This is a genomic window from Actinopolymorpha alba DSM 45243 (assembly GCF_000373925.1).
In the GTDB taxonomy this organism is placed as follows: Bacteria; Actinomycetota; Actinomycetes; order Propionibacteriales; family Actinopolymorphaceae; genus Actinopolymorpha; species Actinopolymorpha alba.
Window position 1 is genome coordinate 57,349 of the sequence record NZ_KB892812.1, and the last position, 24,299, is coordinate 81,647.

Consider the following 24,299-nt stretch of genomic DNA (forward strand, 5'->3'; position numbering starts at 1 on the left):
TACTAGGCACCGGTACTAGGCAGAACCCGGCCCTGGTGGGGCCAAGGCCGGAAGATGAGGGACAGGACTCCAGACTGGAGAACGCGGGTTTGGACTGTTCGCCGTTTACGGTTCATCGATCTCGCGGAGGCTGGCCGAAAGTGAAGGGCTGATGTCTTCCAGATCGGCCAACTCCCGACCAGTTGGCTTCAGCACCATGTGGGCGCGTGCAACGTCGGCGAGTAGGAACAGCGACGAATCTGAGTGAAGGACGTGTGGCTGTGTAGGCATGGCCGGGTTCACCCAGCGCCATGGAGAGCTACGGACCGACAAGGCGTCCTGCGCCAGCCGGTCGGTGACGACATAATGGTGCAGGTAGTAACGCTTCCATTTAGGCGTCATCCCCGGGGCCTCACGAACCCAGGCGACCGACAGAAGCTCCGGCTCACACCGAATAAGAAACTCCATGCACTCCTTGCTCATCTGGGTCAGCGGATCGAATACAAAGCCGAGATGCAGTTTCTTTTCTGCCGCATACAACAACACTGCCCGCCACAGGCCGTCCGCGGACCAGCGATCAACAAGGGTGTACGCCGTCATGCGCCGTCCTCCTCGCCAGGCACTTGAACCAATCGCGAACGCAAACCCGGTGACATCTTCTCCAATTCTGCCAACTCGTCGATCCTCGCCTGTATCCACATTACCTCGTGGTAAGTCTCATAACCGAGGAACAGGGAGCCATCACTCCGGAGCAGAAACGGGTCGATAGGCATGCTGCCCCTGTCATCCCAATTCCACGGTAGTCCGAGGTCCTTCCGGACCTCCCCTGCCAACGTCTCAGTGAGGTGGTACATATGCAGGTAGTAACGACCCCCGCCAGATACCATCCCTGGCGTACTCGCCACCCATTGCACGGATATAGCTGCGGGCTCCCACCGGATCAACAGCCTCATGGCATCATGACTAATAGCCGATTCAGGATTCACAACCATGCCAAGCCGCATTTCGTGGGAACTGCCATACCTGAGACAGGATTCCCAGAGATCAGTAGCGGCCTGTCGGTCTGCCGGTTCGTATATCATCATCGTCAATCAACATAGGGGAATATGGCGTACACCGCCGATACAATAATGGGGGAGTGATTATTTGCGCCCGAGTTTTGTGTGCGGTCCATGGTTATACATAAGACTGTGCTACTCGACTGCGCGGAAGAGATATTCTTCGGTTGGATTCCTCCCGACCTTTTCTTTTGCGATAGGGGCGATCAGGCGCTGTATTTCGTTGTGCCGACAGTATGGAGGAGTACTGTGGCGTCGTCGACAAGGATGTGGAAGTTGTGCATGTCGGCGACAGCGGGATTGTAGGCCAGTGCGTGGCTGGCGCAAGAGGCGAACGTCACTTGTCCACAGCTACGCCTCGGTCAGAATCTGATCAGGGTTTGCGGTGAAGTGGATAAAGCCTCGCCGTCAGTCGGGCAGGCTTTGAGTCGGTTCGGCCAGTGGCGCGCTTCTCTTAGGCGCGGCGAGTTTCGTAGGTCGCTGGAACAGGGCGCCGGAGGGGTAGTCGGAGTGGAGGGTGCGGACGTGTTGGAAGCCGTTGCGTTGGTAGTAGTCGTGTAGGGGCGTGTTGTCGGTCCGCACGTCGATGCGGATCCAGTCGTTACCCTGCCTGGCTGCCTTGGCTGATGCCCAGTTGAGGATGCGGGTGCCGAGTCCTGCCCAGCCGCGGCGCACGATGAGCCGGTGGACGTACATCGCGGGTTCGGCACGTTCGCGTGTCGTCCAGAGTTGAGGGTCCGCGTAGGTGTCGAGAGTGACCGTGGCCGCGGTCGCTCCCTCGTCGTCTCGCACCATCCAGGTCTCGCCGGCGCGGATGCTCGCTGCGCAGCGTTCCGCCATCGCCTCGTGCGTCGGCCATGGCTGGCGCCACTGATCGATCCCGATCTCGGCGAGCCATTCGCTGGCCTCGGTCCGCATCGCGAGCCACCACAGGGAGATCGGTGATGCTCGCCGTTTCGGTGATCACGAGGCGCTGTCCCCTCGGCGGTAGGCCTCGAGGTCGCCCAGCTCGTACATGATGCGGTTGCGGTCGCCGGCAAAGATCGTGAGCGTGAGCCGCAGCGGACGCTCCTTGGTGTAGGTCGTTCGGATGTACACGAGGACCGGTGCACCGGTGCCAAGGGCGAGCTTGCGTGCCTCGTCGGGTGAGGGCATCCGTGTGGTGATCTCGTCGACGTAGCCGACCTCGACGTAGCCGTGGCTGGCCATCGCGCGGATGGTGCCCTGCGGAATGTCTCGCGGGTTCAGCAGCCCGCACTCCTCCGCCACGTCCATGGCGTAGTAGCTGTCCTGGAGGCTGGTGGGTTCACCGTCAACGGCCCGAAGGATTGACCGCACGACTAGTGGACTTTCCTCGTCCACCTCCAGGCGCTCAGCCAGGTCGGGGGTGGCCGGAACGATGCGCATCTCGAAGTTCCGGTACTCCGGTTCGCCGGAACCATACCTGACCGGCTTAAAGCGTCTTGGAGCCACCGAAGAAGAGACACTGGTTGTAGAGGATTCATCCAGAGGGCTGAACTCGGCCGTGGCGGCCGGTATTGACTGTGTCATTGTCTATAACGACTTACAAAAACACAGGACTTTTCACAGGCTAGCTATCGAATCAAAACTCTGATTGAATTGAAGGATATCATCCTTAATGTAACCTGAAGGACTACGCGATGTGGTACGCAGCCGTCGAGCAATCCCGGGATGCCTGAGGCTGAGATGATCTCAGGTGGCGGCTTGGACACTGTCCTTGAGGATCCGGATCCAGCTTGGAACAAGAATCGACGCCGTATCTTCAGTAAACGGGACGCTTGGGTGTGATGGTTCAGTGAGCCCTGAATCTTGCAGCCCAGTCGGCGTTGATTTGATCGGCCTGTCGATGGTGCCCGATCACCAGTTGCCGGTCCGGCGGAACTTGAAGGCCGAGATAGTCGAGCACTTTGTGTGCCGCGGGTAGCGGGTCTGCCGCCAACTCCTCATAGACAACCTGACAGGGCACGATGCTCTGGGCGGCGAACCAGAGGGTCCAGTCCGCCTCGAACTTATTGATTGCGGCGACAAGCCGGGCAATTAGTTCTTCGTCATAGATAGGAGGTTGACCTCCGGGTTCGACGGCCTCACCCGGGTGCCAATAGCGGGTTTGCAACGCCTTCGCCCACGACACTGCCTGGGCCACGACGTCACGTCGTCGCAGGTGAACGAACCTGAGCCGACCCAACTGGGCGCTCAACAGCTCCACATCGGTCACCGCTGATCCAGGATCGGCGGCGGCAAGGTCACCGATCAGTTCCGGCAGCGTCTCGGCCATGATCCTTCCGCCGAAGACACCATTCGATGTCTTGCCGGCAGCCAGCGCCGCTCGAACGTACACTTCGTCGATCCGTCCGTCACGAGGTCGAGCTATCCGCCAGTTGTCGGCGTAGTCATGCAGACCCCGACGGTTGAAGTAGGAGGCTGGGCGGCCAGCGACTCCGGACGACCCCAGCAGACCGCACAGCAGGGTACTTCCAGAGCGTGGCGTCGCGCAGATCAGGTACGAGTCGAAGCCGGGATGGGTCACAGCGGGCGACGGTACCAAGCGCCAAGCCGCGCCCCAACTGAATTTCCGCAGGACGATCCCGACCGGGCACATGACCGGTGGGCTTGGCCCGCTGTGTCGCCAACCCCGGGTGGGCGGCGGCCGGGGGGCCGTTGACGATCATTCTGACTGCGGCATTCAGGAGGCGGTTGTGTCTGGACGCGTGTAGGTCAGAGCGAGGTTGCCTCTCGGGAATGACTTGACATCGATCAGCTTCAACTTGGTGAACTCGGTGAACAGCGGGCTTCCGCCGCCGTGGGCGACGGGGTTGATCAACAGGTGGTACTCGTCGACGAGGTCGGCGCGCACGAGCGCCTGCGCAAAACGTACGCCGCCGTGCGCAAGGATCGGGTCGCCGTTTTGCGCTTTCAACCCGGCAACTTCGGTGGCGAGGTCTCCGGAGCAGACCGTCGTCGTCGCCCACGGTGTGTCGATCGGCTTACGGGAGAAGACGACCTTGGGGATCCTGTTCATCGCGTCGGCCTCGGGGCCCTCTTGGTAGGGCCAGTGCCCGGCCATGTCCCGGTACGTCCGGGCACCCATCGCGTGCACGCCCGCAGAGCCGAGAACGGCGGGTGTGTGAGCGACGAACTCCTCGTCCTCGTCGTACTCCAGGAAGAAGTCTTCGGGCACGCCCGCCGGGGGTGCAGCGTAACCGTCGAGGGACAGGCTGTGTCGGAGAATGAGAGAGCGCATGAAGACTCCATGAAGACTCCAAGGGTTAGAGAGGACGATTGCTGTACGGGCTGGAATGCCAGGTGTGTACGTGACGTCGCACCGAGGTCGACTCCTTCGCCCGTGGCGTCGGGTTTGCCGGTCAGTGTCCGGTCAACGTCCGGTCAGCTCGGCGACGACGGGAGCGAGCGCATCGGCGGCGTTCGCGCCTACGACGATGTATGAGAAGCCACCCTCCTCACGGCGTCGCAGGATTTCCTCGGTGGCTGCCGCCGGGTCACGCGGAAGCACCGCCAGCGAGTCCGCGGCGCGCAACGCGGCAGGGTCGGTGTCGGGAGGTGCCATGAACGGGGAGACGACGTCGCCGACCACCGCCACGTGGTGTGATAGTTCGACGTCTCGGAGCGCGCGAACCTCTGCCGCCGATCGCATGATCTCGGCACGAGAGTCGCCTGGCATCATCGCGATTGTGACCGTATCCGCGAGGTCGGCCGCCAGCGCTCGGGCCTTCGGGCCACGCACAGCCATCACCACCGGCGTACGGAGGTCGGGGCCGTCGAGTTCTCTGAGCGACGTGACAGTGTCGCGTACCTGAGACAACCGCTCGCCCGGTGTCACCACCGGAAGGCCCAACTCACGCAGTTCGTCCTCGATTCCGGGCCGGCCGGTGCCGATGCCCATCTCGAAGCGACCTTCGGTCAGCACCGACAGCGAGTGCGCTTCCCAGGCCATGCTCCAGGACGGGCGCAGCGGAGCGGCATACACCCAGGTACCGACCCGCAGGTCGGCCAGAGTCGCCGCGACCGCCAGCGTGGGACCGGGCGCCGGCTGCCACCGGGGGACGTCGGGCATCAGGAGTGTGGAGAATCCACTGTCGGCGATACGGCGCACTTGGTCTCGCCACGCCGGCAGATCCGTTCTGAGCGGGGCAACAGCACCGAATCGAAACCTTCTTGCCCCGCCGGTCGCCTCATTGTCGGTCATCGTCGTCGTCCTCTCGATCCATTTCGCCCTCGCCCTGTCCAGGTTTCTAACATCACAACGAACGGGCTCGGACAGATCCGACGACCACACGTCGGCAATCTTGCGGTTCCCGACCGAGCGGCTGGGCGAGTTGGTGAGAGCGCGCCGATACCGGTAGCTGATCCGGGCACCATCGCCTTCGGCTATCCGCCACGCCCTGACCGGGGCCACACGCCGGAACAGCGATTGCCCCTCCTCGGTCGGGGTCCCACATGAACCTGAGTTGCGGGGTGTCATCGGCTGACGCGTGCCCGGTCATCGATCCTGTCCGGTGACTGCGGCTCTCGGAACGCCCGTCTCTTCTTCGACCGTGATCTACACTCCGAGCACTTAAGTCCAGGAGGGCTCATGCTGGTTCTGCTGCGGGTGTTCCTCGTCATCTTCATCGGAATGGCCACTTGGGCCGTCGTGGCCCCACGCTCGCAGTGGCGGCTGCTCTCGAGTTGGCAGTATCGCGACCCTAAAGCCAACGAGCCGAGCGACGCCTCCTACCTGGTCGCGCGCGTCATGGGCGTGGGCGGGATCATCTTCGGCATCTTCATGTGGCACTTACTCGGGCAGATGACCGAAGCCGTCGACGTCTATCCGTAGGTAGCGGCACTATGGCCACGACTGCTCGCGTCCGGTTAGAAGGCTTACTCACCTCAGAATCGGGAGGGGTGCTGTCGTGGGTGAGGAGTCTGTGGGCCTAACGACTGCGACGACCCTTACGCGGGATCTGGCAGCGCTGGGCAGCCTGACCGGAGCTACCGTCATGGTGCACACGTCGTTATCGACTCTTGGCTGTGTCATAGGTGGCGAACAAGCAGTCCTCGAAGCCCTGCGGAACGCGGTAGGGCCATCGGGCACACTCGTGATGCCCACCCAGTCCTGGCAGCTTTGCGACCCCGCCTACCTCAACGACCCAGCCATCCCACCCGCTCGCTGGCCGCTCATCAGACAGCACCTACCTGCCTACGATCGCCACGCCACCCCGACCAGGACCATGGGGGCCGTGGCCGAGCTGTTCCGAACCCAGCCCGGGGTCCTCCGAAGCTCCCACCCCCACCGATCATTCGGGGCTGAGGGCCCACACGCACGGACGATCATCTCCGTCCACGACCTGGACTCACCGGTCGGCGAACGATCGCCCCTGCGTTCGCTCTACGAACTCGACGCTCTGGTGCTCTTACTCGGCGTCGGCCCAGACAAGATCACCGCTCTGCACCTAGCCGAGCACCGAGGCGATTACCCCGGCAAGCACCAGGTGCGCAACGGGGCACCGCTGATCGTTGATGGCCGTCGCCAGTGGGTTGAGTGGGACGAACTTTGGGTTGCAGACAACGACTTTCATGCCGTAACCCACGCATTCGCCGCCGCCACTGGCCTACAACGCATCCACACTGTCGGATACGCCACGGCCTACCTGCTACCCGTACGCCAGCTCGTCGATTACGCGGCCAGCTGGTTCCCGTTGCATCGCACCGCCGCGGAGTATGCAACTGACACCACGGGCTGGTGAGGTCCTAGCAGGTGGAGAGTTCGAACCCGCGTAGGCTGGGATGGCGGCTTCTGAGGGATCGCGCCCATGTCCACTCTGGCGCGGGTGATGAACTCGGACTCAGCCTTGCAGGCCTCAGCAGACTCTGGGTCCTCCCGCAGCACTTCAGCCTTGAGAGGTCGCAACGGCGATGAGTTTTGGTGTGGTGTCCAGTCTGTCTTCTCGTGCACCCGATCTCTCGACTCTCGAGGAGAGTGTCATGACCGCTACGTACAGGAGGCAAGGGTGAGGCTTCTTCTCACGTCCGCGGGCGTTAAGAATCCGAGCATCCGCGATGCGCTGGTCGACCTGCTGGGCAAGCCGATCGCCGACTCCAGTGCCCTCTGCATCCCTACGGCGCAGTACGCCCACCCCATGTGCGGGCCAGCCTCGGCCTGGCGCTTCATCACCGGCCAGATGCCGCTACCCATGTGCGATCTGGGCTGGAGGTCGCTGGGCGTCCTCGAGCTGACAGCGCTGCCCAGCATCGGCGAGGAGCGGTGGGTCCCCTGGGTCCGGGAGGCTGACGTCCTGCTGGTGGCCGGCGGCGACGCGACGTACCTGTGCCACTGGATGCGGCAGTCCGGGCTGGCGGACCTCCTGCCGTCGCTGCAGGACACCGTCTGGGTGGGGTTGAGTGCCGGGAGCATGGTGCTGACCCCCCGGATCGGCGCCGACTTCGTCGAGTGGCCGTCCGCGCCGGACGACCGCACGCTGGGGGTCGTCGACTTCTCGATCTTCCCGCACCTGGATGAGGTTCCGGAGAACAGCCTGGCTGAGGCGGAGAGATGGGCGGCCGAAGTCGGGGGTCCGGCGTACGCGATCGACGACCAGACGGCCATCAAGGTGATCGACGGCACCGTCGAGGTCGTCTCCGAGGGGCACTGGAAGCTGTTCCCCGCATAGCCGCGGCCGACAGCGATTGGCGTGGCGAAGCGCCCGCTCATGCCGCATTCCGCGCGGTTCGTGAGGTGCGGTCGCTCACGCTGCGAGCGCGCCCGCGAGCCCGTTCGCGTGACAGGTGGCGCAACGTAGTCGCGATGCGGGCGGGAGCAGCTCCAAAGAGCGATTGCGCCGCGCCGGGTACTGTGTCGGGCGGGAGGCTTGCTTGTGACTGTGCGGGGTTCGGTTTCGCTGGACGAGCACGTTGCTCGGCGTCTTCTAGTTTCGATCTGCCGCCTAGTTGGGTTGGACGCCGAGAAGGCGCAGCTGCTTGGTCCCGTTGCGGACAATGCCGTCTTCCGTGTGTCCAGTGGCGTGGTGGTTCGACTCGCGTCAGCGGGGGCAGTGGATCGGTTGGCTCGAGAAATTGCCGTTGCTCGTTGGCTGGCTGCCAACGACGTGCTGGCGGTGCGTCCCGTGGAATGGATCGAGCAGCCTTTGGCCGCCGAGGCTGTGGTAGCGACGTTCTGGCACGAGATCCGAGATGGCGTGATGGCCTCGCCCGTCGAGCTGGGCCAGGCCCTCCGTCGTCTGCATGCCTTGGACTCGCCAACTGATGTCAGATTGAGCTTGCTGGATCCGTTCGTGGGGATGGAGGATCATCTCGCAAAAATAGGCGACCTTCCTGACGAAGACGTACTGTTCCTGCGGCGGCATATCGCAGCTTTGCGGGCGGAGTTCGCGCAGTTGGAGTTCGTTCTACCGCGCGGCGTTGTGCACGGAGATGCCCACCGCAAGAACGCATTGCGTACTCCTAACGGACGGGTCGCACTCCTGGACCTGGAGCGGTTTGGCATCGGCCCTCGCGAGTGGGACCTGATCGTGTCGGCGGTCTACCGACGGCTGGGCTGGTATAGCGAATCCGAGTACGCCGGCTTCGTCACGGCCTACGGGTTCGATATCCGAGACTGGGCGGGTTTCGACACGCTGGCAGCTGTCCGCGAACTGCGGATGACGCTGTGGCTGGCCGGACGCACCGGCCGGGAGCCGCGCCTGATCCCCGAGGCCAGACGCCGCGTGGCGTCACTGCGTGACCCCCGAGCTCCGCGCTCGTGGACGCCGGGAACATAGCCGGCCATGCCCGTCACGACACGGCTGCGTCCAGCACCGCGCTGGCCTTCTCCCGGAATTCCAGGACCGCACTCACGTTCTCGAAGGAGTCCAGCTGCCGATTGAAGGTCTTCAGGTACGTGCGGACTTGAGCCGGTCAGCGACCTGCACCGCTTCGGCTGCGACCGTGCAGGCTTGTTCCACGTCCTTGCGCACCAGGTAGGCGGTGGCGAGTGAGAGCCGGCAGAACGTTCGGCTGCGCGGGTAGGCATCGCCGGAGTGGGTGAGCGCGATCCGGGTGTGGTGCTCGGCGTCAGCTACCTGCCGCAGAGCAGTGAAGCAGTGTCCGAACTCATCGTGGAGTTCAGCAGCATCGAAGTAGCCGATCCAGTCAGGGTCATCAGCTTCATCCCGACGCGAGAACGCGTTCTCGGCTTCGCGCATCGCACGTAGGCAGGCACGTTTATCACCCATGCTCGCCAGCGCACGCGCCTCCATCGCGCAGTACATTGCGTGCACGGTCGGCGTCGCACATCCAACCGCGCCCAGTTTGGCGGTTCTTTGTCTCGACGGATGTCCGCCGAAAACGTCATCGTTGAATTACTGTAAGGGCGCGGGATGAGTCTTCCGGAAGGCGCGTAGGCCGAACTGCAACGTGAGGCTCGATCAACGGAGCGCCCGGCGATGCTCAAGGCAAGACGGCTGGCCTCACTGCCACGGCTCACGGCACTGCAGTGACACGTGCCGAAAAGGTGCCCGGTGCCCACGTCGAGAGCCCGTTCGACAGTGATCGCAGCACCGGCGCAGCCGTTGACGCGGCGAGTTACGCCAGGCTAAGCGACCTCGTGTCACAGGTTCGGTCCATCGGCTGACGAGCTGCGGCCCAAACCCCAGATGTTGTCGCCCGGGGTCCATCGGTAGAGGCGGGCCACCCCGCGCGAGTCGAAGCAATGATGCATATAGCTGTCTTGGCCTTAGCGGAGAACACCGCCTGGCTCGGTCATGCCGCCGGCACACGGGTCCTGTGGTCCCTGGTGAGGCCGTGGAGCGAGCACGGCTGCCTGGGTTCCCCGGGACACAGGACCCACAGGTCCGACGCCGTCGCCTGGTAGAGCCGGTACGGGGCCGGCGCGGTCACCTCATCTGGTGCGAAAGGTGTGACACCTCCACCGTCGGGCCGGGGATAGGCCTCCAGCGCGCGGTCGACGTCGCTGCCCGATAGCTCGCGTGCCTCCCCGATCGCGTACACCGCGGTGCCGTGGTACGGCGCGACGGTGGAGTCGAAGATGATGACGATGCTCACCTGCGGGCGCTCGGCGATGTGGCGGGAGTGTTGGGCGTCGGTGGCGGAGAGCCAGTAGAACTCCCGGTCGCCTGCCGGGGCGAAGTAGACCGGGGAGGTCCACGGGCGGCCATCCGAGTCGGCCGTGCCCAGGATCAGGTAGAGATTGGCGTCGATGATGGCCCGCGCGTGGGCCGCGAGGTCGTCGTGTGTCATGGCAGGAAAATCCTTCGTTACTTGACGATCCGATACCTACCGACACCCCCATCGGGGTCTAGCGGCGTACCTTGAACCTCAGGTGCAGTACGCGGTTGCCGTGGATGACCACGTGGGGGTCCTCGAGCAGGTGCTGCCCATCGATGCTGCCGAAGTAGCGTTTGCCCGACCCGAACACCACCGGCACCACGTCCATCGCCACCTCGTCCACGAGGCCGGCCGCGAGGATCTGGCTGCCCACTTCGCCGGCGTTCACAGCGACGGTTCGCTCCCTGGCGAGCTTCTGGGCCCTGTCGATCGCAGCTGTCACGCTATCGACGAAATGGTATGACGCCTCGGGGTGCCAGCCCTCGGGCTTGGGGCGGTGGGACACCACGACCACGTGCTCGCCGGCGGGCGGGTGACCCTCCCAGCCGTTCACCAGGTCGAACAGGTTGCGGCCCATCACGGTCGCGCCGATCGCCTCCCACATCGGCCGGACGTACTCTGCCGACGCTTTTGAGACCTTGAAGGCGCTTCCAGTTCCGGAATGGTCGTACTGCTGGTCGCCGCCTTCGGTGATCGGGGTGTCCCCGCTGAAGTACCACTCGTGGAGTGGCCCGATGTCGTCGTTCTCGTCGGCGATGAAGCCGTCCACCGACACCACGTTGTGCATGATTACCGTGCCCACAGGTTCTCCTCGGGTCTCCTTGCGAATCCGCCCCGATCTTGGCCGTCCCCGGGGAGTCTGGGCTTGTAAAAAATCAATCGGCGGGCATCGGACCGCTGTCCGGCGGAAACCCCTGCTCGGCGGGGAATCGGCGCCGCAGGGCCAGGTATTCCGTCGGGGTGTGACCCGTGAAGTCCTTGAACTCCCTGATGAGGTGGGCCTGGTCGAAGTAGCCCGCCGTTTGAGCGAGCTCCGACCAGTCGACCGGACGCAGGGCGTCCACGGACAGGATCAGCCGCGCAAAGCGGTAGATCCGCGCCACCCGCTTCGGGGTGACCCCGACATGAGACTTGAACTGCGTGGCCAGATGGTTACCACTGACCCCGGCGGCATCGGTCAGCGCACCGACCGGGACCGCGCCCCAGGAGGCCTCCAGGCGCCCGGCCGTGTGCTGGACCAGGTCGAGACCGCGCGACGGCACCTCGGCAAGTCGCGATCGCAGCTCCTCCTCCAGCACCCGCAGTGTCTCGGTGGCCGATGCGATGTCGCCGACCTGGTTGCGAATCCGGTCCAAAGACCGTTGCCAGACGGCGTCGACCGGCACCCATCGGTCCCGCAGCTCGGTCGCCGGCATGTCGACGAACGGCGAAATCCCCCAAGGCTTGAAGTGCACCCCGACCAGCCGCACCCGGGTGGGGTACTCGTAGAGGAAACGCCTGGTCCACACACCCATGAACCACCCATCGGTGAACACTGCCGGCGGCACCGAAGGGTCGGAATCCCACAGGCGGGCGGGTCCGCCCAGGTTGATGAAAAGGTGTGCCGACGGCATCGGCGGGACGTTCATCCGTCGGTGGCGCGGCACCCCGGTCAGGCAGTAGACGTCGTCAATGAACCGGTCGAGCGGCGGGGCGGGCACCCGGCCGACGTATTCCATGGACTCAGTGTGGCCGACGAGGGGTCAGTTCGCGAGGGAGGTCGCCGGCCCTGCCATCGACCGTCTCCATCTCCGGACGTGGGGCTCGTACGCACAGCCTTGGCCAGTGACCAAGGGCCCCCTCTCGGTCACGGGCTCGAATCCCATGCCCTCGCGTATGCCTTAAGCGGTTCCAGCGCATCGACGAAGCGAAACGTCCGCGTCCGCGTCTAGCTTCGTGCGACCAGCGGATAGCAATTCATGACGCCTTGAAGACCGTGTCCAGGTGCCACTCCAGGAAGTCGCGGTTGGGGCGGCTTGCTCGCCCGTCTGGCACGGTGATCGGTGCGCCGATCCTTGCGTAGAACTCCTCGCCGTTGCCGAACTCTTCGCGGAGACGCGGGCTCACCAAGAGTCGATGCTTCAGGTCAACGCCGAGGTAGCCGCGGTCATACAGGGTATGAACGTCGGAACGTAACAGGAGACCGTTGTCGACCCGGTGCTCGCCACCCGCTGAGAGTGGACGGATGTGGGCAGCCTGCAGGACTGGTCGTATCCGGTCGCCGGTGACGGCACAACGCCTGTTGTAGGTGTCCAGGATGACAGCTTGAAAGGCCTGCTGACCCAGGCGCTGCGGTGCCAGTCGGGGATCACCATAGACGGCTCCAGGTCGGTGCCAGGGATTGCTGAGGTCAATCTCGACGCCTGTGCCGAGCATAAGGTTCATCAGATCGCGAAAGTAGCCACGAGCATGGTGAACGGCAAGGTCGTAGCCCTTGCCCTGGACGATGTTGGGCGCGAAGTCAGGCGGCGGGGCGAATGCATCTGTGTGCGGGAAGAAGATGACATCACGCAGGAGGATGCAGCCGATGAACGGATCTTCGCGGTCAGGTATGGGCGTTCGGCGGTATCGGCCGACGCGAACGCGCATCTGGGCCAGACTTGCCACACCGTTCGCTTCTCCGTAGAACTCCCACGCCTCTGAGAGACGCAGCGCCGCGAAGCCACTGTAGAAGCCGCCACCCACGACCCGGTTGTGCGGATGGTGAGTCTTGAAGAAGAAGGGCTCGCCAGGAGTGAGGGCGCGGAACGGGCGAGGACCACTGGGACGCCAAAAGTTGACCTCAGTGAGTTCAGGTCGGGCGGCAAGAAACCCGTACCAATTGCCGTCGGTTACCCCCATGTAGGCCTTCACGTACCTGATCATGCACGTCTGATCCCGTCGGCGCGATACAAACTGCCCTACTGAGGTCGGACAGCCTGCCTCGACCTGCGGTCAGCGTCGGCTCTCCCGTCTTAAGGCAGCGCGTTAGACAGACTTGCCTGCGATGAGGAGGTACTTGCCAGTAGCCGGGGACCGATCGGGTTGCGCTGCGCCAGTCCCCACCCTTCCGCCGCCTGCCCGAGGTCGCCTACGAGTGCGACCTCCTGGTGACCCTCGCCGGGGTGGGCGCGCCAGTGGCGGCCGTCATCGCGGGACCGACGCTGGTGAACGGCTCGGTCTGGGTGGCGTTCGCCTGGGTTGACGGCGCACACCCGGCGGTCCCGGTCGAGGACCCGACCAGCTACGGCCGTCTGCTCGCCGTGCGCGCTGGCCGCGTGGCTCGTCGAAACGGCGAGGGGAATCCGTAACACGGTGGACTGGAAATCTGGGGCGACCCCGGAACCAACCCGAAACCACGGGATACCCCGAAACGGTATCCCGTGCGGAAGGCGACTAAGACAAGGCGCTCTGCGGCGAATCATCCTGGCCTCAGGGCATGATTCAGTGCAGCGTCATGCAACAGCTGCAGCTCGACTTCGTCCAGCTCAAGCCATGCTTCCTCCTCCTGCGCGACTGACCCGAGAACTGTCGAGCCGTCGACCCGGAGAAAATGGAGATCCTCTGGAAGATCTGGATTAACCCACTTGAAGAGATCATCGGTGGCGGTCAAGAGTTCCTCAAGCGATTCAGGCGCGCCCGGAAGAGATGGCGTTGCGAGACCCATCCGCCGAATAGCTGCGTCCCGGGCCAGAGGTGACGTCGTCCACGCTTACTCGGTACGGCGCGAGCGAGTCTAGTAGTGCGCGGGACGTCCGGGACAACCGAACGTCGGGCGATCTCCAGATGACGTCGCAGGATCTTGGGGGAATTTACTCGAATCGTCACTATTCGGGCTAGCTCAGTTTGCGTAAAGTTTCTCGATGCCAACTTGCCGAAGGAATCCTCCGTCGTGTAGAAATGCTGGGTTTCCCGGGGGGAGTGAGCTGTTGACGAAGACCGGTCTTCCTGGGTCTTCTGGTTCATCGTGACGTTGGCTACGTGTTTCACGCGTCGCGCCGCCCGATATTTTGACCTGGCTGGCCGCCTGCATTGTCGAGACGGCCCCTGGACTTCGAGGAGTTCACGTGAGGTGCACCAACTGCTCCGCGCCGATACCTCCGGATACGGTTGTCTGCCCTGCCTGCGGGATATCGTCAGTGGTCGAGCCCGCAAAAGTAGTGGCGTTGAAGCCGGTGCGAAGCCTGGGTAATGCGCTGCGCGTACTGCTCGGTGTGTCCATCGCGGTCGGAGTCGTGGGAGGTGTCACATCGGGGCTGGTAGCGATGTCGTTGTCCGACTACGACTCAACTGCCCCGTACGGATCGATACCGCTCACGACCACGGAGTCGGTCCAGGCTGTCGCGGGCATCGCGTGGTACCTGCCGTTCCTGGGCTGCGCGATCACCTTCATCGTCTGGCTCTTCCGTACGCGGCACAACGCCGAGGTGCTGTGCGCCGCGCAGCATCGGCGGGCCCGTGGTTGGCTGATCGCCGGCTGGATCGTCCCGGTGGTCAACCTGTGGTTTCCCAAGCAGGTGGTTGATGACATCTGGAGCGCCAGTGACCCACGTACTCCTGCTGTCCGGAGGACGTTCGATGGCCTTGCTCGGTCCGGCCTGGTTACTGCGTGGTGGATGAGCTGGATTGTCTGGCTGTTCCTAAACAATATCGTCTCGCGGATGGCGTTGCGTGGCGAGACGGTGAGTGACCAACAACTCGCGTCGGTCGTCGCCTCCGCGTCAGTTGTACCGCTCCTGCTCGCCGGCGTTCTCGCGATGGTGGTGGTCGGGCGTATCACGCAGTTCCAGGAGTCGCGCGGCAGCGAAACCGGCGCGCCTAGCACCGTGGCAAGTCCGGCCGTCCAACAGTAGGGGTGCTCATGCGTCAGTTCGCCACCGTCACAGCCGCGGCACTTCTTGCCCTCGCGGGATGTGCACCCGCCACTGGCGATGCGGCCATGACAGAGCCCGCCGCCGAGTCGGCGACTCCGAGCGTCACCGCCAAACCGTCGACATCGACTCCGGCGGCCACGCCGTCCCCGACGGCAAAGCCCAGTGCTACCCCGCTGTCGAAGGAGCAGGCAAGAGAGCGGTACCTGCAGATCGTGGCCCCCTACAACCGTTCGCTGGAACGCTTGGAGCAGGCGTTCAATACAGGCAAGCCGGTGAGCAAGCTGCGGGTCCTCGCGGCGAGCGTGGAGGAGTCGAACGCCACGCAGATTCGCGCCCTGCGCTCAACGCGGTGGCCGGCGAACCTGCGGGCACCGATCGGGGACCTGATCGCTGAATCCAACGCGGCGCAGAAATACTGGCGGCGGGCAGCAGCAGCCCGTACGCGTCAGGAACTCGGGCAGGCGGCGGTTGCCGCCAGCCGGCACGACGGCTCCGTACCCGCTGGCAAGGTCCGCAAGCTCCTCGGACTCGATGACTATGACGAGAACGACTACAGCTGAGCCACGGCGCTGAGCCGGGGCGGCGAGGGTTCCACTAACGCGCTGCCAGGTGGCTAGCGCAGTTGCGCGTCATTGCCGCGGTAAGCGGGCAGCGCTCGGGTCTGATCAGCCGACACCCACGCGGCATCCCGGCCGGAGTCGGTGGGTCGCATGTACACCCATTCACCGTCCGCGCGACGCTGCCGCTGCTCGACCCGGCCGACGATCCAGCGTTCCCTGCCGCTGGAGTCGATGCCGGCGAAGTACTCCACGGTGTCGGCTCGGTAGGGGCGGTGGTGGGAAGCCGCTGCCTGGTAGGGGGCGGCCGCGGCACCTCGGGACGGGGCGAACTGCTCACGCCGCGGTCGCCTCGGGCGATTCATCGACCAGGTCACCAGCGTGGCGGTTACCGCGATCGCCCCGGCCAGCATCAGGATGGCACCCATGGCGGTGTCGGCGATGTAGGGCACGTCGATGTCGACCGCCCACGCGAGAATCGCGCCGGTGGCCATGAGCACGATGCCCGTCCCCAACCCGGCCTCTGGCCGGTTCGTCTTCATGATGACCGCGATGACCACGATCGCGATCCCGACGAGCACGAGGATCAACCCGAGCGCATCGTCGTCGATGTAGGGGAGGTCAATGTCCACCGCCCAGGACAGGATGGCCCCGGCCGCAATCAAGAAGATTCCCGTTCCGACGCCCATGAACCTTTCCTTCGGCCGACCGTGGCGGACCTTGGAGACCCTACCGAGGCTGTCAACTGTTGTCTTCTGGTGAGCAAACGTGAGCGTGCTCTGTTCCATCAGGCAGCCTCGCCTTGCGGTGAGGCGGTCCCCGTCTGATCGACACCGGCGGTGTCGTGCGGGGTTGACGCTTCGCGGCCTGCTGCGTCGCCCGCTGGCGCGGGTTCGGTCTCCTGCGTGGCTCCACGTCCTGCCACCGGGCCACTCCCGGCGGGACTCGATTCACCCAGATGGTGGGTTTCGCTGAGTCGGGCGAGGTTAGTCGCTGCGTTCAGGTCCCGGTCCAGGACCTGGCCGCAGTGTTCGCACACGTAGGTGCGCTCCGACAGGGCGAGCTTTGGTTTTCGGCTGCCACATCCCGAGCACGTTTTCGAGGACGGGTACCACCGGTCGGCCTCGACCAAGGTGGACCCGTACCAGGTCGTCTTGTAGGCCAGCATCCGCCGCACCTGCGCGAGTGCGGCGTCCGCCAACGCGCGGTTGAGGCCTTTCTTGCGGGCACCACCAGCGGCCCGCATTCCTGAGGCGTTCAGCCTCTCCACGGCGATGATCTGGTGCTGCTGGGCGAGTCGGGTGGTGGCCTTGTTCAGTACGTCCCGCCGGGCTTCGCGGCACGGGCGTGGGTTCTACCGATCCGGGTCTGGGTGCGTTGCCACCGGTTCGATGGCTGCTGCTTCCGCTTCGCCGTGGTGTCGTAGGGGCCTTGCTGGCGGGCGGCCTTGCGCTGCAACACCCGCAACCGGGCCTGCGCGGCGGTGAGACTCTTGGGTGCGGGCACTCGCTCGACTTCTGTGCCTTCGGGGGTGGCGACCACGAGCAGGCTGTCGGCCTTCACACCAACATCGACACCCACGACCGGATGCCGCACCGGCGCGTGTGCAGGTCGGACGACGCTGCGCTTCACCAGCGTCTGGAAGGCCACATGCCACCGCCCGCCGCTGTCGCGGGTGACGGTGGCGGACAGGATACGGGCGGTCCCGGCCTCGACACGTCGGGCGAGTTTCCGGGTGGACTCGTGGACCCGGACGGTGCCGAGCCTGGGCAGGGTCACGTGGTGCCGGTCGTTCTCGACCCGGATGGTGCCGGTGGTGAACCGCACCGAGGCCCGGTCACGGCGGGAGTGGAACCTGGGGAACCCGACCACCTGCCCGGCCCGCTGGCCGTTACGGGACTTCGACCACGCCTCCAAAGACCGGGCCAACGAGTCCAGGCCGGTGTTGTACGCCTCCTTGGAGTTCTCCGCCCACCACGGTGCCACCGTCGCCTTGCGGGCGTTCCACGCCCGACGCAGGGCTGGGAGCGACCATCCCAACGCCGGGGTCAGGTCCGCCTCGGTGATGCCGTAGGTGCGTTCGGCGGCCCGCTGGGCCAGGACCGCTTTCACCAGGCCGAGCATGTGGTTATGCGCGAACCGGGCCGCACCAGCATGCGACCACAAGGCGCGTTCCTGCGCCGGGGTCGGGTCCAGGGCGAAACGGTACGCCTGCGCTGTCCACCCGTCAGGGATCTCGAACCTCGCCATGTTCAGGCCACAACTTCCGGCTCGGCCTTGGTGGCGGTGACCGCATGCATGGCCCGGTCCCGCGCACCCCGGCGGCCCTGCGCGCCGAGACCGGCTTCGAGGTGTTCGACCCTGAACCGGGCCAGACGGTCACGATGCTCCACGACCACCACTGTCGCAGAAGGGTCCGACAAAACCCTCCCAACCTCGGCCGCTTCCGGTTCAGCCCGGACCCCACCTCGCGCACGACCTCGCCGACCTCGTACCCGTTCGTGGTGGCCCACGAGGTGAGCCGCGCGACCTGCCTGTCCAGGTCCGAGCGTTGATCATGCGACGACACCCGCGCGTACACCACACCCGGCCAACCTCACACACTCATAAAAAGGCACACGTTCGATCGCGCTTGCTCACGCAACGCCGAGCAGTTCAAACCCCTGCCGAGGGACTGACACAGAGTCACGATGGGCGCCGTGTTTCTCCTTCAGACGAGGGGAGTACGGACCAGTCAGTCGGCACATCCCAACCAGGGAAGCGCGCTTCGACTGGGCAGGAGCGGATGTTGGCGACCGAGAGATCCCGACCTGAGGCCCCCATCCGAAATACTTTGACGCTGGTATTCGGCCTTCCCTACCGTGCCGGGGTGATTTATCAGCACCCGCTTGCGTTCTTGTTGGGTCTTGAGGGCATAGCCCTGCTCCGCGCCTTCGCTGGAGATCACGGCCGGGAGTTCGTCGATGCCCGTCTGGCGGAGGTTCGGGCGCTGCTGGAGGCCGGGTCGGAACTCGGTGACGGAGCCACGGTGGGCCCGATCACCACGGTGGACGGATACCGGGAATGGGCGCAGCTCTACGACCAGCAAGCCAACCAGCTCATCGACCTGGAACAACCGGCCGTACGGGAGATCCTCGATGGCCTGACGCCTGGCACGGCCCTGGACGCGGCATGTGGGACCGGCCGGCATGCTTCGTACCTTGCCTCGCTGGGTCACGACGTGATCGGGGTCGACACTTCGGCGCAGATGCTGGCCAAGGCTGCGGCCAAGGTCCGTGAAGGTCGGTTCGTCCTGGCCGACCTTCACGACCTGCCACTTCCTGACGACCACGTGGACCTGGTGGTCTGTGCCTTGGCGCTCACCCACGTCCCCGACCTCGAGCCTGTGCTGGCGGAGTTCGTGCGCGTGCTGCGCCCCGGAGGCCATCTGGTGATCTCCGACTCCCGCGGCCTGCTCGCCGATCTTGGCCTGCCGTTGGTTCAGACTGTCGACGGCGACTTCGGTTACATGCCCACGTGGAGCCGCCACACCAGCGACTATCTCCAGGCCGCACTTCCGCTCGGCCTGGTGGTCCGTCGGTGCGAGGAGCCTCGGCGCCCGTATCCGCTGGTCGACGACAACGACGAACGCTCCGTCGACGCTGACCCGCCGCTCGCGCACGTACCAGGCTCACCACCGAACATCTGGGCCTTGCACCGCTGGTGTACCGACGCCGCCAATGCCGCCTACCGCGGCGTGCCGGCGGCCATCATCTGGCACTTCCAACTCGCCGCGTCCTGATCTGCCGCCACTTTAGGCCTTGACCGCAACTCTGGCGGGTTCGCATAATCACCGGAAGTCGCACGGCAGGAGCACTGCGGACCGCGCCCTGGTCGTGGGCGCCGAGAGGGGCAGAGCGTGAACGCCGAGCCAGCGGAAATCCGGGTAGAGACGACACCGACGAGACGTGCCTTCCTTCGCGGCGCTGGGATGGCTGGGGTGGCCGGCGCCGGGCTCCTCGGGACGGGCGTCCTGGCCGGCTCGGGCACAGCCCGCGCGGCCGGGCCGACTCCACCCGGCACCATCACCGACTTCGGCATCCTGTCCACCGCACTCACCCTTCATGAGGGGTGCTTCGGGACTGACGGCGACGGGACGCCGGTCGTCTACGGCCTCCAGATGGGGACCCCCGGTGTGGTCTCCGTCATCGATCCGATCAACCGCCAGCTCCGCCGCACGATCCGCCTCGAAGGGTCGTCGGGCGGGTGGGGCATCACCCAGGCCAGTGACGGGCTCGTCTACGCCGGCACCTACTACGACGGGCACCTCTATCAGTACGACCCGCGCGCCGATCAGGTCGTCGACCTCGGCCCGCCGGCGCCCGGCCAGACCTACGTCTACGGCCTCCGGCCCGGCACCGACGGCCGGATCTACGGTGGCACCTACCCGGGCGCGCGCGCCTTCTCGTACTCACCGACCGAGGGATTCCGCGACTACGGTCCGATGTACGACGGCCAGTTCTACGCCGTCGACACCGCGATCGACCCGGAGCGGAACGTGCTCTGGGCGGCGATCGGGTCGGCCGGCCACCTCATCCGGCTCGACCTCGCCACGGGGGAGAAGCGCGACATCCTACCGGCGGAGCTGCGGGGCCAGCCGAGCTACCCGTACGACATCAACCTCACCGGCGGGAAGCTCTTCGTCAAGCTCAGCCAGGGCGGCACGGCGTTCGTCCTCGACCCCGACACTGGTGCGGTGATCAGGGATGGCTTCACGATGACCTCGCGGGGCACCGCGCCGCTCGCCCCCGACGGCCGGTCGGTCTACTTCACGTCCTCCGGACAGCTGTGGAGGTACGACCTGAGCACGGATCAGCCGGCCGCGGTCCTCAGCGCGGCCGGGACGCCGATCTCCACCGGTGCCGGCGTCGGGTGGGGTTTCATCGACGGGACGTTGTACGCCGCGATCGGCAACTACGCCGGGCAGGCCCTGCGCTACGACCCGAGCGCGGGGACGTCCGAGGCCTTCACGCTGCCGTTCCCACCGCAGGCGATCGACCTCTCCAACCTCACGCCCGGGCCTGACGGCCGGGTCTACTCGAACCTCTTCATCAACGGCAACTTCGCGGTCTTCGACCCGGCCACAGAAGCCGTCACCACGCTGGGGCGGCTCGGCCAGGCGGACGGGTTCGGCTGGCATGACGGGCTGCTGTACGCCGGGGTCTATCCGTACGGCGGGGTCCTCGCGTACGACCCGAGCAGGCCGTACGTGCTCGGCACCAATCCGCGCGAGCTCTTCCGGCTGCAGACGAGCCACGGCCAGAACCGCCCGGTCGCGATCGTCGGGGCCGAGGGCACCCTCTATGTCGGAAGCACGCCCGACTATGGGCAGTGGGGCGGCGCGCTCACGGCGTACGACCTCACGACCGGCGACTACACCGTCCGGCGAAACATCGTGCCCGACCAGGCCGTCGTCTCCCTCGCCGTCCTCGGCGACACACTCTGGGGCGGTACGTCGATCGCGGGCGGCGGTGGAACGACACCGAAGGCGACCGAGGCGAAGCTCTTCGCGGTTGACCTGGCGACCGGCGAGAAGAGGGCGGAGTACACACCGGTCCCCGGAGCCGACTCGATCGACTCCCTGGTCAGAGGACCGGACGGGCGGCTCTGGGGGCTGGCCGCCGGCACCCTCTTCAGCTTCGACCCGGCACGGCGGGTCGTCACCCGGCGCAAGGACCTGCCCGGTGGCTCCTCCACCTGGCAGGACGAAATCCGGGTCAACCCCGACGGCTACGTCTACGTGTCGAGCGGTGGCCAGCTGCTGCGGATCGACCCGCGGTCGTGGAAGGTCGTGGTCATCCGGCAGACCGGTACCCGCCGGCTCGACCAGGACAGCGCCGGCAACCTGTGGTTCTGCGACGGCCCGCGGCTGCTGCGCTACGCGCCGCGGTCCGGCTCCACTACGGAGGTGGCGCGCCCTGGGTGAGCGACGGTAGCCGCGGCCACTTCCAATGCCCTGCTCGCGACTGAAGCGCGCGGTGAGCTGAGCCGGTGCCGTGAACCGCTCCGACGGATGCGCTGCGAGATGCCGCCCCAGGCCGCCGTGACTGGGCGCGTCCAGACCCACCAGTAGGCGAGCCCCAGTGCCAGGGACCCGACGAACGCCGCGACGGGTTGACCCCACAGCAGTTCGAGTGCCTGCCAGTGGATGACGTAGATGTACAGCGACGCCGCCGCGAGCACCTGGACGATCGGCACGAGAACGGCTGGCACGCGGGTCACCGGTCGCCAGAGCATGAGCAGGACGAACGCGATGGTGAGACCGTCGCGCGTCGGGTTGAACGAAAAGGTGCCGACCATCGCGACGACAAGCACCGTCATGAGGCGCTTCTGGGCGGGCGTCGCCACCCGCGCGAGGGTCCAGCCGAGGAGGAAGAGGTACAGCACGACCAGTGCCGACCCGTGCATGCGGGGGACCGGCAGCGGCAGGATCGGCAGCCGGAACAGCACGAACGTGCCGATGGTCAGCGCGAGGGGCAGGCCGAAGGGGTGGCGCCGGTCGAGGGCCGCGACCCAGCGCGAGGCGTTGAGGGCGGCGACGAGGACGAGCGCGACGACGATCGCCTCGATGAACCAGAACCGCCACGGCGGACCGAGGATCTCCTGCCCGAACACCCAGTTGGCGAGGAAGAGGTTGCGCGTCTCGTAGTAGCCACCGAGCACGTGCGCGCCGACGATGACGACGAGGCTGGGCACGGCGATCCGCACCGCGGCACCGAGGACGCGGCGGGCCCGGCGCCGACGCTCGGGGTCGGCCAGCTGGAAGCGCGCGAGCTGGTAGCCGGCGATGACGAGCAGGGCGTTGGCGGTGCCCTGGAGCGAGAAGAGGTCGGCGTGGGTGCCGACGATGAGGACGATGGCGAGCGCGCGCAGCCAGACGCTCGTCTCCATCGTGCGCCACGTCGTGCGCGCGGCGATGGCCGCGATGAGGCCGCGCCGCCGGCTCTTCCGCGACGCCGCCGTCGGACGCAGGAGCTCCAGGTCGCGCACCGGCGTCACGTGCCAGCTCGGCGGGAGCTGTCCGAGCAATTCCTCGAGCCGGATCGACACCTCGACGTACGACAGCGAGTCGCCGCCGAGGGAGACGAAGGTCGCCTCGTCATCGACGTCGCGCTGGAGCAGCCGGCCGTAGAGCGTGGCGACCGCACGCCCGTCCGTCCCTCCGGCGAGCGCGGAGGCCTCCCCGACGGGGCGGTCCGCGCCGGCCAGTGAGAGGAGGGCGGAGTAGTCGGGCTTGCCCGACGCGAGCAGCGGTTGGTCCGCAACGGAGACGACGCGCAGGGCCTCGCGCGGGACGCCGCACGCACGGATCGCCTTGCGCCGCAGCGTCTCCTGGGCGGGCGCGGAGGTGGCACCGCACGCGGCGACGACGACGAGGCCGTCGCGTCCGGCACACCGCACGTCGTGGCCCTCCGAGCGGAGGCGGCCCTCGAGGGCGTCGAGGTCGACGCGGTGCCCGAGCACCTTGACGAAGCGCGCGCGCCGGCCGACGACGCGTACGAGCCCCTCGCGCGTCACCTCGCCGAGGTCGCCGGTGCGCAGCGCGTCGATGGTGCGGCCGAGCGCGAGGTCGGCGGGCTCATGGGCGTAGCCGAGCATGACGTTGGGCCCGCGGAAGACGATCTCGCCGTCCTCCACGTCGATCATCGCGCCGGGTACGGGGACACCGACGGTGTCGGAATGCTCGGCGGCAAGGTCTGGCGGCAGGTAGGCCATCCGCGCCGTCGCCTCGGACTGGCCGTACATGACGACGAGGTCCCAGCCGCGCTCGCGCCCGAGTCCGGCGAAGCGCCGGACGCGCTCGGGCTCCATGCGGCCACCCGCCTGGGTGACGTACCTCAGCCGCGGCAGGTCCCGCTCGGCGAAGCCGCTGCGCTCGAGGAGCTCGAAGGTGTGCGGAACGCCGGGGAAGGTCGTGGCGCCGGCCGCACGGAAGAGCTGCCAGAAGCAGTCGTCGACGACGGACAGGTCGGTGAGCAGCAGGCTCGCACCCGCGGCCAGGTGCGTGTGCAGCACCGAGAGGCCGTAGCAATACGTGATCGGGAGGGTGAGCGCCGCGCAGTCGTCGGAGCGGACGCCGAGGGCGGCGGTGATCTGCGCGGCGTTGGCGGCGAGGTTGTCGGCAGATAGGCGCACGAGCTTGGCCGAACCCGTCGAGCCGCTCGTGCTGAGCAGGAGCGCGAGGTCGGGGTGTAGCTCGTGGGCGGACGCTTCCCGGACGACCTCGACTCCGCCAGAGGGGGCCAGCACGATGTCGGGGCGGTAGGCCGCGCGCAGCCGGGCGGCCGGCTCGCCGGGCGCGACGAGCAGGACGACGTGACCGGCGGTCTGGGCCGCGAGGTAGCCGACGACGGTGTCGACCGTGGAGCGTCCCTCGACCTGCACGAGGCGACGCGGGCCCGCGAGGCGCGCGGCGAGACCGTCAACGCGTCGGGCGAGGTCGGCGTACGTGACGGTGCCCTCGGCGGTCCACAGTGCGGGGCGGGTGCCGTGGGCCCCGAGTCGGGACACCCACGGCAGGGTGAGTGCCGGTGCGAGGGGTACGGCGGTCGCGGTCACGCGAGGTAGTTAAAAAGGTTAGGCATACCTAAGTCAAATGGTGGACCCGCTTTCGGCCAACCTCGATGGGCTCG

26 protein-coding genes and 1 pseudogene are annotated in these 24,299 nt (G+C 66.2%); 10 read left to right on the forward strand and 17 right to left on the reverse strand.

The window, feature by feature from the left end; translation table 11 throughout:
* Nucleotides 1–105: 105 nt before the first annotated feature.
* The 3 genes from B141_RS0135155 to B141_RS44510 all read right to left on the reverse strand — a co-directional run bounded on the left by B141_RS0135155 (nucleotide 106) and on the right by B141_RS44510 (nucleotide 2,510).
* Nucleotides 106–579 carry a hypothetical protein gene (locus B141_RS0135155; RefSeq protein WP_020579868.1) on the reverse strand — a complete coding sequence of 158 codons (474 nt, stop codon included), beginning with the start codon at nucleotides 577–579 and terminating at the stop codon, nucleotides 106–108.
* 866 nt (nucleotides 580–1,445) lie between these two features.
* On the reverse strand, nucleotides 1,446–1,955 hold the full coding sequence (locus B141_RS44505; protein ID WP_020579870.1) for a GNAT family N-acetyltransferase: 510 nt from the start codon (nucleotides 1,953–1,955) through the stop codon (nucleotides 1,446–1,448).
* Between the two features lie 45 nt (nucleotides 1,956–2,000).
* Complete coding sequence (locus tag B141_RS44510; protein WP_051114277.1) at nucleotides 2,001–2,510, reverse strand: GntR family transcriptional regulator; 510 nt, start codon at nucleotides 2,508–2,510, stop codon at nucleotides 2,001–2,003.
* On the opposite strand from B141_RS44510, the gene B141_RS53135 reads away from it, so the two are divergent.
* Nucleotides 2,437–2,652: an HAD hydrolase-like protein gene (locus B141_RS53135; RefSeq protein WP_202806031.1), complete on the forward strand. Its 216-nt coding sequence runs from the start codon at nucleotides 2,437–2,439 to the stop codon at nucleotides 2,650–2,652. The two genes, B141_RS44510 and B141_RS53135, sit on opposite strands and share 74 nt — an antisense overlap.
* Nucleotides 2,653–2,850: 198 nt before the next feature.
* Here the strand turns inward: B141_RS53135 and B141_RS0135175 are convergent, their stop codons facing one another.
* From B141_RS0135175 to B141_RS0135185, 3 genes are all read right to left on the reverse strand, one after another.
* The gene (locus B141_RS0135175; protein ID WP_020579872.1) at nucleotides 2,851–3,585 is read right to left on the reverse strand and encodes a Stf0 family sulfotransferase; all 735 of its coding nucleotides are present in this window, start codon (nucleotides 3,583–3,585) and stop codon (nucleotides 2,851–2,853) included.
* Between the two features lie 156 nt (nucleotides 3,586–3,741).
* A complete protein-coding gene (locus B141_RS0135180; RefSeq protein WP_020579873.1) occupies nucleotides 3,742–4,299 on the reverse strand; it encodes a dihydrofolate reductase family protein in 558 nt (185 codons plus the stop codon).
* Nucleotides 4,300–4,431: 132 nt separating this feature from the next.
* Complete coding sequence (locus B141_RS0135185) at nucleotides 4,432–5,262, reverse strand: LLM class flavin-dependent oxidoreductase (protein WP_026257868.1); 831 nt, start codon at nucleotides 5,260–5,262, stop codon at nucleotides 4,432–4,434.
* Between the two features lie 387 nt (nucleotides 5,263–5,649).
* Here B141_RS0135185 and B141_RS0135190 point away from each other — a divergent pair, with 387 nt between their 5' ends.
* The 4 genes from B141_RS0135190 to B141_RS0135205 all read left to right on the forward strand — a co-directional run bounded on the left by B141_RS0135190 (nucleotide 5,650) and on the right by B141_RS0135205 (nucleotide 8,833).
* The gene (locus tag B141_RS0135190) at nucleotides 5,650–5,892 is read left to right on the forward strand and encodes a DUF6199 family natural product biosynthesis protein (protein ID WP_020579875.1); all 243 of its coding nucleotides are present in this window, start codon (nucleotides 5,650–5,652) and stop codon (nucleotides 5,890–5,892) included.
* A 163-nt stretch (nucleotides 5,893–6,055) separates the two neighbouring features.
* Entirely contained in the window at nucleotides 6,056–6,802 is a 747-nt protein-coding gene (locus tag B141_RS0135195) for an AAC(3) family N-acetyltransferase (protein ID WP_157181544.1), read from the forward strand.
* 264 nt (nucleotides 6,803–7,066) lie between these two features.
* Nucleotides 7,067–7,726: a Type 1 glutamine amidotransferase-like domain-containing protein gene (locus tag B141_RS0135200; protein WP_020579877.1), complete on the forward strand. Its 660-nt coding sequence runs from the start codon at nucleotides 7,067–7,069 to the stop codon at nucleotides 7,724–7,726.
* 282 nt (nucleotides 7,727–8,008) lie between these two features.
* Nucleotides 8,009–8,833, forward strand: a complete 825-nt coding sequence (locus tag B141_RS0135205; protein WP_157181528.1) for a phosphotransferase enzyme family protein — start codon at nucleotides 8,009–8,011, stop codon at nucleotides 8,831–8,833.
* A 111-nt stretch (nucleotides 8,834–8,944) separates the two neighbouring features.
* Here B141_RS0135205 and B141_RS0135210 read toward each other — a convergent pair whose 3' ends face one another.
* The 5 genes from B141_RS0135210 to B141_RS0135230 form a co-directional block, all read right to left on the reverse strand.
* Nucleotides 8,945–9,286, reverse strand: coding sequence for an NsdA family TPR-like regulatory protein (locus tag B141_RS0135210; protein WP_157181529.1), 342 nt, complete (start codon nucleotides 9,284–9,286; stop codon nucleotides 8,945–8,947).
* Nucleotides 9,287–9,812: 526 nt separating this feature from the next.
* On the reverse strand, nucleotides 9,813–10,310 hold the full coding sequence (locus B141_RS0135215) for a pyridoxamine 5'-phosphate oxidase family protein (protein ID WP_020579880.1): 498 nt from the start codon (nucleotides 10,308–10,310) through the stop codon (nucleotides 9,813–9,815).
* A 58-nt stretch (nucleotides 10,311–10,368) separates the two neighbouring features.
* Nucleotides 10,369–10,980, reverse strand: coding sequence for a dihydrofolate reductase family protein (locus B141_RS0135220; RefSeq protein ID WP_026257870.1), 612 nt, complete (start codon nucleotides 10,978–10,980; stop codon nucleotides 10,369–10,371).
* Nucleotides 10,981–11,053: 73 nt separating this feature from the next.
* Nucleotides 11,054–11,896 carry a helix-turn-helix domain-containing protein gene (locus tag B141_RS0135225; RefSeq protein ID WP_020579882.1) on the reverse strand — a complete coding sequence of 281 codons (843 nt, stop codon included), beginning with the start codon at nucleotides 11,894–11,896 and terminating at the stop codon, nucleotides 11,054–11,056.
* A 238-nt stretch (nucleotides 11,897–12,134) separates the two neighbouring features.
* Nucleotides 12,135–13,070 (reverse strand): HNH endonuclease, encoded by a 936-nt coding sequence (locus tag B141_RS0135230; RefSeq protein WP_026257871.1) that lies wholly within the window; start codon nucleotides 13,068–13,070, stop codon nucleotides 12,135–12,137.
* Between the two features lie 176 nt (nucleotides 13,071–13,246).
* Here B141_RS0135230 and B141_RS0135235 point away from each other — a divergent pair, with 176 nt between their 5' ends.
* Nucleotides 13,247–13,507: an aminoglycoside phosphotransferase/kinase family protein gene (locus tag B141_RS0135235; protein WP_337587618.1), complete on the forward strand. Its 261-nt coding sequence runs from the start codon at nucleotides 13,247–13,249 to the stop codon at nucleotides 13,505–13,507.
* A 110-nt stretch (nucleotides 13,508–13,617) separates the two neighbouring features.
* Here B141_RS0135235 and B141_RS50055 read toward each other — a convergent pair whose 3' ends face one another.
* Nucleotides 13,618–13,863 carry a hypothetical protein gene (locus B141_RS50055; protein WP_157181531.1) on the reverse strand — a complete coding sequence of 82 codons (246 nt, stop codon included), beginning with the start codon at nucleotides 13,861–13,863 and terminating at the stop codon, nucleotides 13,618–13,620.
* A gap of 472 nt (nucleotides 13,864–14,335) precedes the next feature.
* Between B141_RS50055 and B141_RS46580 the strand changes: the two genes are divergently transcribed.
* A complete protein-coding gene (locus tag B141_RS46580) occupies nucleotides 14,336–15,049 on the forward strand; it encodes a DUF4328 domain-containing protein (RefSeq protein ID WP_157181532.1) in 714 nt (237 codons plus the stop codon).
* An 8-nt stretch (nucleotides 15,050–15,057) separates the two neighbouring features.
* Nucleotides 15,058–15,630: a hypothetical protein gene (locus tag B141_RS0135250; RefSeq protein WP_020579886.1), complete on the forward strand. Its 573-nt coding sequence runs from the start codon at nucleotides 15,058–15,060 to the stop codon at nucleotides 15,628–15,630.
* A 53-nt stretch (nucleotides 15,631–15,683) separates the two neighbouring features.
* Here the strand turns inward: B141_RS0135250 and B141_RS46585 are convergent, their stop codons facing one another.
* The 4 genes and pseudogenes from B141_RS46585 to B141_RS44530 all read right to left on the reverse strand — a co-directional run.
* Complete coding sequence (locus B141_RS46585; protein ID WP_020579887.1) at nucleotides 15,684–16,316, reverse strand: hypothetical protein; 633 nt, start codon at nucleotides 16,314–16,316, stop codon at nucleotides 15,684–15,686.
* Between the two features lie 98 nt (nucleotides 16,317–16,414).
* Nucleotides 16,415–16,945: an RNA-guided endonuclease TnpB family protein gene (locus B141_RS51065; protein WP_202806038.1), complete on the reverse strand. Its 531-nt coding sequence runs from the start codon at nucleotides 16,943–16,945 to the stop codon at nucleotides 16,415–16,417.
* The gene (locus B141_RS51070; RefSeq protein WP_202806032.1) at nucleotides 16,942–17,877 is read right to left on the reverse strand and encodes a helix-turn-helix domain-containing protein; all 936 of its coding nucleotides are present in this window, start codon (nucleotides 17,875–17,877) and stop codon (nucleotides 16,942–16,944) included. Before B141_RS51070 ends, B141_RS51065 begins: the two co-directional genes overlap by 4 nt.
* Before the next feature lie 2 nt (nucleotides 17,878–17,879).
* Nucleotides 17,880–18,211: pseudogene (locus tag B141_RS44530) on the reverse strand (IS607 family transposase); the annotation flags it as partial.
* Nucleotides 18,212–18,496: 285 nt separating this feature from the next.
* On the opposite strand from B141_RS44530, the gene B141_RS0135275 reads away from it, so the two are divergent.
* Together B141_RS0135275 and B141_RS0135280 are read left to right on the forward strand one after the other, a co-directional pair.
* Complete coding sequence (locus B141_RS0135275) at nucleotides 18,497–19,408, forward strand: class I SAM-dependent methyltransferase (protein ID WP_020579889.1); 912 nt, start codon at nucleotides 18,497–18,499, stop codon at nucleotides 19,406–19,408.
* A gap of 117 nt (nucleotides 19,409–19,525) precedes the next feature.
* On the forward strand, nucleotides 19,526–21,592 hold the full coding sequence (locus B141_RS0135280; protein WP_157181533.1) for a PQQ-binding-like beta-propeller repeat protein: 2,067 nt from the start codon (nucleotides 19,526–19,528) through the stop codon (nucleotides 21,590–21,592).
* Here the strand turns inward: B141_RS0135280 and B141_RS0135285 are convergent.
* A complete protein-coding gene (locus B141_RS0135285) occupies nucleotides 21,544–24,225 on the reverse strand; it encodes an AMP-binding protein (RefSeq protein ID WP_020579891.1) in 2,682 nt (893 codons plus the stop codon). The two genes, B141_RS0135280 and B141_RS0135285, sit on opposite strands and share 49 nt — an antisense overlap.
* Nucleotides 24,226–24,299 lie beyond the last annotated feature (74 nt).